Source organism: Candidatus Babeliales bacterium, assembly GCA_041660205.1.
GTDB lineage: Bacteria > Babelota > Babeliae > Babelales > Chromulinivoraceae > JACPFN01.
In genome coordinates, this window is the sequence record JBAZWT010000010.1 from 1 (window position 1) to 10,428 (window position 10,428).

Below are 10,428 nucleotides of genomic sequence, written 5' to 3' on the forward strand. Positions count from 1 at the left end.
AAACTAACGTGCCTTTATGAGCACGAACTACTTTTGTAAAGTGGGTTTTAATCGCTTCAGATTCATCTTTAGTGATTTCTGGAACGGTGAGAAATAAAATCTCATATCGAAACATAAACAGACTTCCTATGTGGATTCTATGCCAGAAAACTCTGTTAAAGGCATAATAGGGTTATATAAATAAAAACATGTTTTAATCTTAACAAAATTAGAAAAAACGTCCAGTCTAAAACAAAAACTACAATTTTTATGCAAAATTTTGGATTCTTTGAACGACTCGTCCAATGATTCTAAAGTAATCTTTTCCACGAATTAAGGCTACAGGAGCGTCTTTATGATTAACTGGTGACAAAAGAATAAAATCATCAGCATAAGTCACACGCATGATAGCTTTTTTCGGTGTATCGTTGCCATACTCAACAGCTCCGACGTCACCAGTTCTCATCCAAACTTCAGGAGAAATCAAGATCAAATCGTTTTTGTTAAACATAGGAGCCATACTGTTATTATCAATTGCCAATGCAAACATAGATGAATCGGTTAAATTCAGCCCTGGAACAAAAATGTCCTTAAAGCCTGTTGTAATCTGCATTAATTGATTGGTGTATGGTGACGGATTTGATGGAATATCGCCCACAACTGGCACTACGCCAAGCTTTAAGCTCACATCTGTTTTTTCTGGCAAACTAACATTGTTATCAATGTTATCGGTTCTTTTGCGACGCTGCATAAAAAGATCGGTCGGAGTGATCTCAAAAGCGTTTGCTAGCTTTCTTAAGGAATCCTCGTTCCATCTTCTTGTGCCATTTTTAATATGTGTCAAATAACTTTCGGACATCCCTGTTTTTTCTGCTAAAACCCTAGTGGTCCACCCTTTCTCTCTAAGTAATTCTTTAACCCGAAGCTCGGTTGAAAGAGACATAGTAACTCCTTATTTTGAACTTTAGTAGTATGGTAGTATGATTATATGGTACTTATAAGCATAGAGAATATCGAAAAACCGCTATCTGTCAAATAGAAACCCACCCTGGAACTTTTTACACAAAGAGAAAAAAGATGATCAATAAAAAGATGTATACCTTTGAACAAGAACATTGGGACAAAGGCCTCCAGGTCTGCGGAATGGATGAAGTTGGTAGAGGGTGCCTTGCTGGACCAGTTGTAACCTGCGCAGTTATTCTCTGTGAAAACGTCTATCATCCAAATCTCATTGATTCAAAAAAGCTATCTCCGGTAAAATTACGAGAAGTTTACAAATGGTTAATAAACCATTGCACGTACAACATTGCAGTAAGTAGCTCTCGAATTATTGACAAGCATAATATTTACCAAGCAACGGCGATGACCATGAAAAGCTCTCTTTTGCACCTTTTTGACAAAGCGCCTAAACTTCCGAGCCTTATCCTTGTTGATGCTATGCCAATTACTCTTGCGTCAACACCTTACAAAGATATAGAAATTCAATCATTTACTCAGGGTGAATCGAAATCAGCATCGATTGCAGCAGCTTCGATCATAGCAAAAGTAACTCGAGACGCTATCATCACACGCATGAATGAAACTTTCCCATCGTACGAATTATCAAGCCATAAAGGCTACGCTACCGCTAAACATCAAGCTTGTTTGCGCACGCATCAAGCGTCAATTATTCATCGACAGACTTTTTTAAAAAATTTTTTAACGGAACTACACCATGAACAACAATCACTTTTTCTCTGAGATCATTGAAGGCAATTTATCAGAGTGGACCGGCCAATGCTGGAAATGGGACATCATGCCCACTTTTGGTTCGCTTGTGATCACTTCGCATGGTCCGCTTCAAATTTTTGGTATAGTCAACTCCATTAAAACTGGATCAATGGATCCCATTCGGTTCCCAACTCCTTACCAAAAAACAGAAGAAGAACTACTCCTGCAGCAACCACAAATCTTTGAATTTTTACAAACCACCTTTACGTGCATCACCATAGGTTACGGCGAAAATGGTAAAATTTTTTATCATCTCCCCGGCAAACCTCCAAAGATTCATGCTTTTATCGGCAACGCTAGTCCTGAGCAGTGCCAACATTTTTTTGCGAGTGAACAATTTTTACACCTTTTATTTAATCTTCAGCTGGCAAACATTGACGAGCTCCTTTTAGCGCTTCTTAAAAATCTTCACGAAAAAAAAGCGCTCAACAAAACTAATTTTCATAGTTTTATTGAGACGTTTTCTATGCTGTGTAAAAATGATTATCAAAAATTAAAGATATTTCTCCAGCGATCAAATCATTTATTTATAGAGTAGCCACCAGTCGTTCGTCCCGAGTGAAATTGCAAAGCAATTTTGTATCGAGGGATAATTATTCTTTACCCTTCAATACCCAGGCTTCGCGTAAGGCTACGCAGGGCAGGTTATTTTTTTCGAAAAACACCATGTCCGCCGAAGTTCCAATATCCCTCGATACATTCTGCTAAAGCAGAACACTCGGGACGAACGACGGGTAGGTGACAATATACGTAGGCTGGATCAGGGCGAACGACGGGGAAATAATTTACAGCTCGATGTTTTCAGTGTGTTTTTTGCTCTTGGCATTTATGCAACCAAGTCAAAGTCGTACCCACGGTAAAACCGCCAACGCTTACACCTTTCCAAAACTGTTTCTTTCCAGCTTCTGCCATAACGTGCTCGGGAACGCCACTGTGATAATTGTTGGTAATTTTTGGAAAGAAACCAGACGTTGACTGACTGAGTGTTTTAGCATCAATTTTTACAAAATGATTAACACTTGGGCCAACGTTTGGACTGTTTTGATCCACGTGCGGCTGCTCGCAGGAGGTCCATTTAACTTGAGTATGCTCCGTTGTAGATGTTTCAACTGAGCTAGTTAAGGGATTTTTAGGTTGTATATTTTTTGCTCGAGCCAGAAAAGCTACAAGGCTAGAACTCATGGCTACGTGACTTTTGAGCGCTATGCCTTTTAAAGCATTGCCTAAGGATATAAAGCCGCTGCGCACATCAGACTGAATAGTTGAATCTCCAACGGAAGGATTTTCAATTTTTACGTTTGGCGCTCTACTTAAAAAAACTTTTTTACATTTTGAAAAAATGAGCTTTGCGATCCATTGGCCGGTAGGCGTTTTAACTGCCATGCCAACTAAAAAAGCTGCTGGCAATTCCCAAAGAGCTTGTCCCTGTGATGCAGATAATAAAATGACTAAAAACAAAGATTTTTTATTCATAGATTTACCCCTATTCAATCTAAAACATATAATCTCTTACCACGATAACTATATCAAGAAAAACTAAAAATGTTTACAGCAAAGGATATTTAAAGCCGGTTTTTGCCAATCTTACAAATATATGGAATACTAAAATACGTAAAACAAGAACCAATCATAACTACCCAAGGTTGATCCCATGTTTCAATTTATTAAAGAAAAACTCAAAAAGATTTACTCTGGAATTACCACACAGCTACAATCAATCTTTGAAAAAAAATCAATTGACCAGGCAACCATCGATCAAATTCAAGAACTTTTAATAAAAGCTGATACCGGCACAACTCCGACAAAAAAAATTATTGCCCATCTACAAAGTGCTTATGAAGCTGGCAGCCTTCAAGAAGGCAGCGATATTAAAAAAATATTACACCAAGAGTTGGCACATTTACTTGCCCAAAATAAACCATGTCCATCTGCTACCATTTTTCTTTTAGTCGGCATTAATGGCAGTGGAAAAACAACGTTTGCTGGAAAATTAGCTCACTTCCTTGTCCAACAAAAAAAATCATGCTTGATTGCAGCAGCCGATACATTTCGTGCAGCAGCTCCCGAGCAGCTTACTGTTTGGGCACAAAAAGCAGGCGCTAGCCTGGTCATAGGCAAACCAAATCAAGATCCAGCATCCGTCACATTTGATGCTTGCGAGCAGTTCAAAAATCAAAACTTTGACACATTAATTATCGATACTGCTGGTCGCCTTCAAACCAAAGAAAGTTTAATGAAGGAACTTGAAAAAATAAAAAGAATTATTACAAAGCAATTGCCAAACCACATCGTATGCACACTGCTGACCGTTGACGCAATGCTCGGCCAAAATTCATTCCATCAAGCACAAATTTTTCATCAATCCACTGCACTAGATGGTATTGTTTTAACGAAGATTGATGGAAGCGCTAAGGGCGGAATAGTATTTTCAATTGTACAAGAGCTTGCAATCCCGATTGCTTATCTTTCTTGGGGTGAGCACATTGACGACATGACTCCGTTTGATCCTGAACTCTATATTCAAAATTTGCTTGGTGAAATTAAGTTTCAATCAAACAAGCATCAATAAGAAAGAAAATTATTTTGAAAATTTACGTAAAAAACTATTTTTTATTACTTGGTTTAAGCATTTCTACGGCTTGTTTTTCATCTTTACCTGGTACTGTAGTAACTCAAACGTCAGACGGCAATGTTATACCGTATGCCATTCAAATACGGTTAGTAGATGGGACATTGTTTCATGTTGTAACAAATCAAACACCAACAGCCACTAGTCTTACAGAAACCATCAATGAAATAAATCTCGGGCAAGAAGTGGAAGGCGGCAATCCTTTAAGTAATGCTCAAAATTCTTTCGAAAGTTATCAAGACAGACACCATTTGCCATCACAAGAAAATTCCGACAAAGACGATAATTGTTGTTGTTTTTGTGATTGTCTCAGCCAGTGTTTATATTGGGTGGCTCACGAAAACTATTGTTGCTCATGACAGCTATCATCAAAGAAATTATTTCTAAAACGAATCTTTCCAGTCAAGAAGCTTGGTGGCTGCTTGAGCATGTCACGGGTAAAAGAAAAGAAGTTTTAATGCTGGATCCCCGGATCAAGTCCGAGGACGACGAGCGAACGCTCTTGCTTTCAAATCTTTTAACACCTCAAGAGCAAACCACCATGCAGCAGTGCATCGTAAAACTAACTGTTGAGCATATGCCTCTTGCATACCTGCTTGGGTTTGTGCCTTTTTTAGATTTGACTATCGATGTTCAAACACCAATCTTAATTCCACGAACAGAGACCGAAGAGTGGGTGCATAATTTAATTCAAACACTCAAACCCTACGAAAAAGAAATAAAAAATATTTTGGATATTGGAACCGGATCTGGTTGCATCGCACTTGCTCTTGCTCGTCATTTTCCGCAAGCTCATGTAACGGCACTTGATATCAACCCAGATGCTTTACAGCTTGCACGTAGCAATGCAGAGAAAAACAATATTTCCAACATTACCTTTGTACTGTCTGACCTATTTTCAGCACTGCCTGATCAAAGTCGTTTTGATTTAATTGTTTCAAATCCTCCCTACATCAATCCAGAGATGTCTAAAACATTATCACTTCAAGTGCAAAACTGGGAAGATCCTCGAGCACTCTTTGCTCCAAATCAAGGCCTTGCAATCATTGAAAAAATAGTACAAAATTCAGCCTTGTTTCTAAGGCCATCAACGTCACTACCTTGCCAGCTTGTAATCGAAATTGATCAATATCACAAAGACAGCGCACATGCACTCGCAGAGTCTGCGGGTTGGGATGCAACAAGCCATAAAGATTCTTTTGACAACTGGCGAACTATCTGGTGTAAAAAAGACGCGCAAGCCTGACAGTTTACCCGCCAAAGCCAAAGGCGACGGCTGGGAAGTTGAAAACGACAGTGTCCGCCATAGCCAAAGGCGACGGCTGGAAGACAGGTAAAAAAATGGTGCCCTAAGAAATTAATCTAGGGCACCAATATAATTTTAAGTTAAGAATTTATACTTTATAAAATCGTTACTTTTTTGCCTGAGGCACAATTGGCTTTGCTTGTACTGGAGCTGGAGCCAAGCCTGGCTTTGCTTGCGCAGGAGTAGGTTTAACTTCAGGAGTATCTTCTTCCTGCATCATCGATGTTGCAGCATTTTGCATAGTACTCATAGCTGCGCTCATTACCAATTGAATTGCTATAGTAGTCAGAACCGTATTAAACACATGTGACATAAAATTTCCTGTCCCAGATGCTGCCCACTCTGTCCATCCCATGTTACTTTTATCTTGTAAAGCAGGATGATTCATAAGTGGAGTAAATTGATTAAGCTTTGCTGTTGCAGCTTGAATTGAGTTAACGACATCATTACCAATACGTGCTGATTCAACTTTATGAGACCAAACAGCATACATCAATGGCGTATTAGCTACTACGGTAACAACACCCATTCTTGTAGCCGAAGCCCAAGAAGCTTGCGCTTGACCATTCATACACATAATTGCCGTAACGGCTAATAATAACTTTTTCATAAAAACCTCCATGTTTTCTTGAACTTTTAAACTATAAATAGTCTATCTGATCAATACTAAGGGGTCAAAAGGTAGGGGTGTTTTTTAATTCTTCAAGATAAAAGATATAAAGGCCCGCAAAAAGCACTAGGAGCGCGAAAAGTGCATTTCCAGTAACTGCGTACCCCATGAAAACTGCTCCATAAAAGAGCCCAAAGGCTGGTTCTAGAAAGCCAGCAAAGGATATAAACGTGGGAGAATACTTCGTTAAAAGGTAGACGTACAGCATATAGGTCAACAAACTCGATGCCAAAAATGCCATCATCAGTGTCGGAAAATCGTGTGAAAAGGACAGTGAAAACATACTAAAACCATGAACAAACATCACAAAAACAGCAGAAACAAGTCCTCCAACCAGCATAGCAATCCCATTAATGAGCTGGATAGGATGAGAAAACTCTTTCAAGAACTGCTTTAAAACAATCCATCCATAAGAAAAAACTAACATAGAAAGAAAAGCTACTAAGTTACCCCACCACTGCAAACTCTGAGTTTTTGAGCCAATGGCAACGGCGTGCTCAGAGATCATCAAAATCGGAAGCAGTCCTAAAAAGCCAACCAACAACCCTACTATTTTTTTATAGGTCAAATACTCTTCTTTGCGAAAATATTGAATAATTGCTGTAAGAAATGGGCCCGATGCAACAATAAAACATATTGAGACCGGATCAGCATATTGCACAGCATAGGAAAAACCACACATCACAAAGGCATGAATCAAAACGCCATAGGTCAACAAAAGCTTCCATCCGCGCTTTGGAAGTGAAAACTGCATAGTTTCTTTTCGAAAGAAAACCCATGAGTAACTAAGCAAAATAGCACTGCTGCCAAGCGCTCGTATCATGCCAACGAAAAATGGATATGGGTTTGTAGCTATCAACGAACTGTTGATAAACGTCATAGCAGAAAATACTGCATACAATAAAATAATTAAAAACATAACAGAGCCTTCAAATCTAGAGCTTTTTATGTTGAAAACATAATAAACACTCTTCAATACTGACTATAGTTTACCGCATAGATTGAATATTGCACACATAAAACATAAAAACTCAATCTTTGCTGCAAAAAAAGACATATCCCTCTCAACATACCTCATTTCTCCCAGTAGTCATTCGTCCCGATCCATCCTACGCATATTCTAATCTAGTCGTCGTTCGTCCCGACCGTGTCCGCCATAGCTGCAAGCGACGGCTGGAGTGTTCTGCTTTAGCAGAATGTATCGAGGGATAATGATTAAAATGTTTTTTATCCCTCGATACTATTTCTTCGAAATCACTCGGGAGCAGCGACGGGTGGATTATATTGGTAGATAATGCACAGTCGAGACGAATACCAAAAGAGCTTTGCTCGTTGTTTTTTTGTACTTTCGTTACTCAAATTTATTGATACACTAAAAACATATCTCCCCTTCTAAGTAATGGAATACACCTTGGCACAAACAATAAAAATTCTAGATCCTCATGAAGCCATCAAAATTGCCGCTGGCGAAGTCATTGAGCGACCGGCTCACATCATAAAAGAATTAATCGAAAACAGCATTGACGCTCAAGCTAGCGCCATCACGATTCATACTCGTGCTGCCGGCAAAGACGAAATCAGCATTGCTGATAATGGGTCCGGTATGTCCCCTGACGATGCTACGTTGTGCTTTGCTCATCATGCAACAAGTAAAATTTCAACGGTACACGATCTTCAAACTATCGTGACTTATGGTTTTCGTGGTGAAGCACTTTCAAGTATCGCATCAGTCAGTCGTGTTGAGCTCATAACTAAAACTGCTGAAGAAAAAAGTGCAACACATCTGGTACTCCATGAAGGAAAAGTAATAACTGAAACCGTCGCTGCAAGAGAAGTAGGAACAACTCTTACCATCACGGATCTTTTTGCCTCCATTCCTGCTCGTAAAAAGTTTTTAAAAAGTGATGACACCGAATGGAATCTGATTGTCTCAATATTTCAAGCGTTTTGCCTACGCTACCCAAACATACATTTTAAATTATTCCACAATGGTCATTTGTCATATAATTGTCCACCAACAGGCGATGATCTGAAGTCGCGATGTGCACAATTGTGGAGCAGCAATCTTCATGAACAATTGATTAATCTGGAAATAAAAGAGGAATCTTTTAATAACCTGGATCCTCAGCCTGCCGGTCATAGCTTCATCTATCCCTCGATACATTCTGCTGAAGCAGAACACTCGGGACGAACGGCGATAGAAAAAACACACGCGAAGACTGGATCGGCGTCGAGGACGACGAGTGTAGAAAAAAATATCTCTGTCGTCGGCGCTATTTCAACGCCACATTATTACCGCTTTAATCGCGGACAAATTTTTACCTTCGTCAACAATCGCTGGGTTAAAAATATCGAAATTACTAAAGGCATCATCAAAGGTTACGATGGTGTACTTCCAACTCAGAAATATCCAGCTGCATTTTTATTTATCACCATTGATCCGACACAAGTGGATATCAACGTTCATCCAAAAAAAGAAGAAGTGAAGTTTTTACATCCTGGCATTGTGCAACGCGTTATTCAAGAAGCTGTAGCGCAAACGCTGAGCAACTCTGTAAACGTTAACTTGGCTACTGCGAGCAAAGCTTTTGCGGGTGTGGCCGAGGCTCAACCGCAGGTTGCTTATGGGTCTTATAAGTTTTTTACAGGGAATATTAATGAATTACCTGGATCTCCGACCGTGTGCGCCATAGCCAAAGGCGACGGCTGTATCGAGTCGGGGAAAACGAGTGGGAAGAATGATTTTTCTTCATCTGAAGATGTAAGTCCTAAGCAAGATTTAATGCTGGATCCCCAATCTGCCGGTCATAGCTTCATCTATCCCTCGATACTTTCTGCTGAAGCAGAACACTCCAGCCGTCGCTTGCAGCTATGGCGGACACGGTCGGGACGAGCGGCGATAGAAAAAACACACGCGAAGACTGGAGTGGAATCAACAACGATTGAACCCGTAACATTTGCTAGCTCAATTTCAGCCACCCAAACAATACCTGCCACTGCACCCACAACATCCGACGTTAACGAATGTATCTACGAGCAAGAGCCCTACTCGATTGTGGGACAATTTAAAAAAACCTACATCATGCTTGAAAAAAGCAATCAGTTAATTTTGATCGATCAGCATGCTGCACATGAACGGATTTTATTTGAGCAGTTCAAAAAAAACATGGCTGAGACTGCTACCGTTCGACTATTGTTTCCTCATATCGTTAAACTCAGTTCGTCCGAAGTTGAACAGATCACAGCGTATGAAAAACTTTTTTACAAACATGGCATTCAGTTTGAAGCGTTTAGCCAGACTGAGCTTATTATCCAAGCAACACCTGTGCAGATGCAGGCAAAAGCAGTTGAAGAAATTATCCATCTGGCCCTTGCTTGGATTAAAGAAAATCACCACATTGATCACGATGAATTATTTGCAAAACTTCATGAAAAAATCTTGGCAGAAAAAGCATGTAAAGCCGCGTGTAAAGCTGGTGACACTTTAAATCATGAGCAAATGGATAATGTCATCAAAGAGCTTTTAAAAACTGAAAATCGCTTTTGTTGCCCACATGGCAGACCAACGGTATGGGGCATGGAGCTTAAAGATATTGAAAAACATTTTAAGCGAGATTACGTTGGCTCGAAACAATCGTCTGATTATTTGATCTAAAATTTTGTTTTTAAGTAGTCGATCACCCAGCCGTCGCCTTTGGCTATGGCGGGCACGGCCACATACATTCACCAACTTTTAAACTATTCAACTCTGTGCCTAATGGCGGCACAGCCACCAAAGCATGATTTCGTACATGCTTTGGAATCATACGACCCAAAGAAGTATCTTTGGGAAATCTCACGGAAATAAAAATGCATTCGCCCATCCTGCTTCGTTAAAATGAAACAGGGGCTCCATTGCAAAGTATTTCCTGATGAGGCCATAATAACTTGGATTCTTGAGTCGGAATTAATACTCGTATTTGCCCTTGGCCGTGTCCGCCGTAGCTTTATTATCTCTCGATACACTTTACTCACGCAAAACACTCGAGACGAACGACGACAGAGCTAGAATATGCGTAGGCTGGGCGCATACGA

10 protein-coding genes are annotated in these 10,428 nt (G+C 39.9%); 6 read left to right on the forward strand and 4 right to left on the reverse strand.

Annotated elements, in window-relative coordinates:
- Nucleotides 1–247: 247 nt before the first annotated feature.
- The gene (locus tag WC747_04025) at nucleotides 248–922 is read right to left on the reverse strand and encodes an XRE family transcriptional regulator (GenBank protein MFA5999156.1); all 675 of its coding nucleotides are present in this window, start codon (nucleotides 920–922) and stop codon (nucleotides 248–250) included.
- Nucleotides 923–1,056: 134 nt separating this feature from the next.
- Here WC747_04025 and WC747_04030 point away from each other — a divergent pair, with 134 nt between their 5' ends.
- Both WC747_04030 and WC747_04035 read left to right on the forward strand, forming a co-directional pair.
- Nucleotides 1,057–1,719, forward strand: coding sequence for a ribonuclease HII (locus WC747_04030; protein MFA5999157.1), 663 nt, complete (start codon nucleotides 1,057–1,059; stop codon nucleotides 1,717–1,719).
- Nucleotides 1,694–2,287 (forward strand): hypothetical protein, encoded by a 594-nt coding sequence (locus WC747_04035; protein ID MFA5999158.1) that lies wholly within the window; start codon nucleotides 1,694–1,696, stop codon nucleotides 2,285–2,287. The genes WC747_04030 and WC747_04035 overlap by 26 nt, the downstream gene beginning before the upstream one ends.
- 263 nt (nucleotides 2,288–2,550) lie before the next feature.
- Here the strand turns inward: WC747_04035 and WC747_04040 are convergent, their stop codons facing one another.
- Entirely contained in the window at nucleotides 2,551–3,222 is a 672-nt protein-coding gene (locus WC747_04040; protein ID MFA5999159.1) for a hypothetical protein, read from the reverse strand.
- 178 nt (nucleotides 3,223–3,400) lie between these two features.
- On the opposite strand from WC747_04040, the gene ftsY reads away from it, so the two are divergent.
- From ftsY to prmC, 3 genes are read left to right on the forward strand one after another with little or no spacing between them, the layout of a single operon-like run.
- The gene (ftsY, locus tag WC747_04045) at nucleotides 3,401–4,318 is read left to right on the forward strand and encodes a signal recognition particle-docking protein FtsY (protein MFA5999160.1); all 918 of its coding nucleotides are present in this window, start codon (nucleotides 3,401–3,403) and stop codon (nucleotides 4,316–4,318) included.
- Between the two features lie 14 nt (nucleotides 4,319–4,332).
- Nucleotides 4,333–4,737: a hypothetical protein gene (locus WC747_04050; GenBank protein MFA5999161.1), complete on the forward strand. Its 405-nt coding sequence runs from the start codon at nucleotides 4,333–4,335 to the stop codon at nucleotides 4,735–4,737.
- Nucleotides 4,734–5,624, forward strand: coding sequence for a peptide chain release factor N(5)-glutamine methyltransferase (gene prmC, locus WC747_04055; protein ID MFA5999162.1), 891 nt, complete (start codon nucleotides 4,734–4,736; stop codon nucleotides 5,622–5,624). The genes WC747_04050 and prmC overlap by 4 nt, the downstream gene beginning before the upstream one ends.
- A gap of 166 nt (nucleotides 5,625–5,790) precedes the next feature.
- On the opposite strand, the gene WC747_04060 is transcribed toward prmC, so the two are convergent.
- Nucleotides 5,791–6,294 (reverse strand): hypothetical protein, encoded by a 504-nt coding sequence (locus tag WC747_04060; GenBank protein MFA5999163.1) that lies wholly within the window; start codon nucleotides 6,292–6,294, stop codon nucleotides 5,791–5,793.
- A gap of 64 nt (nucleotides 6,295–6,358) precedes the next feature.
- Complete coding sequence (locus WC747_04065; protein MFA5999164.1) at nucleotides 6,359–7,273, reverse strand: DMT family transporter; 915 nt, start codon at nucleotides 7,271–7,273, stop codon at nucleotides 6,359–6,361.
- A gap of 492 nt (nucleotides 7,274–7,765) precedes the next feature.
- On the opposite strand from WC747_04065, the gene mutL reads away from it, so the two are divergent.
- Nucleotides 7,766–10,009: a DNA mismatch repair endonuclease MutL gene (gene mutL, locus WC747_04070; GenBank protein MFA5999165.1), complete on the forward strand. Its 2,244-nt coding sequence runs from the start codon at nucleotides 7,766–7,768 to the stop codon at nucleotides 10,007–10,009.
- Nucleotides 10,010–10,428 lie beyond the last annotated feature (419 nt).

Bases quoted from the DNA above. Each gene is read 5' to 3' on its own strand.
- WC747_04040 (MFA5999159.1), bottom strand. From the start codon at position 3,222: ATGAATAAAAAATCTTTGTTTTTAGTCATTTTATTATCTGCATCACAG.
- WC747_04060 (MFA5999163.1), bottom strand. From the start codon at position 6,294: ATGAAAAAGTTATTATTAGCCGTTACGGCAATTATGTGTATGAATGGT.
- WC747_04030 (MFA5999157.1), top strand. From the start codon at position 1,057: ATGATCAATAAAAAGATGTATACCTTTGAACAAGAACATTGGGACAAA.
- ftsY (MFA5999160.1), top strand. From the start codon at position 3,401: ATGTTTCAATTTATTAAAGAAAAACTCAAAAAGATTTACTCTGGAATT.
- WC747_04025 (MFA5999156.1), bottom strand. From the start codon at position 922: ATGTCTCTTTCAACCGAGCTTCGGGTTAAAGAATTACTTAGAGAGAAA.
- prmC (MFA5999162.1), top strand. From the start codon at position 4,734: ATGACAGCTATCATCAAAGAAATTATTTCTAAAACGAATCTTTCCAGT.
- WC747_04065 (MFA5999164.1), bottom strand. From the start codon at position 7,273: ATGTTTTTAATTATTTTATTGTATGCAGTATTTTCTGCTATGACGTTT.
- WC747_04035 (MFA5999158.1), top strand. From the start codon at position 1,694: ATGAACAACAATCACTTTTTCTCTGAGATCATTGAAGGCAATTTATCA.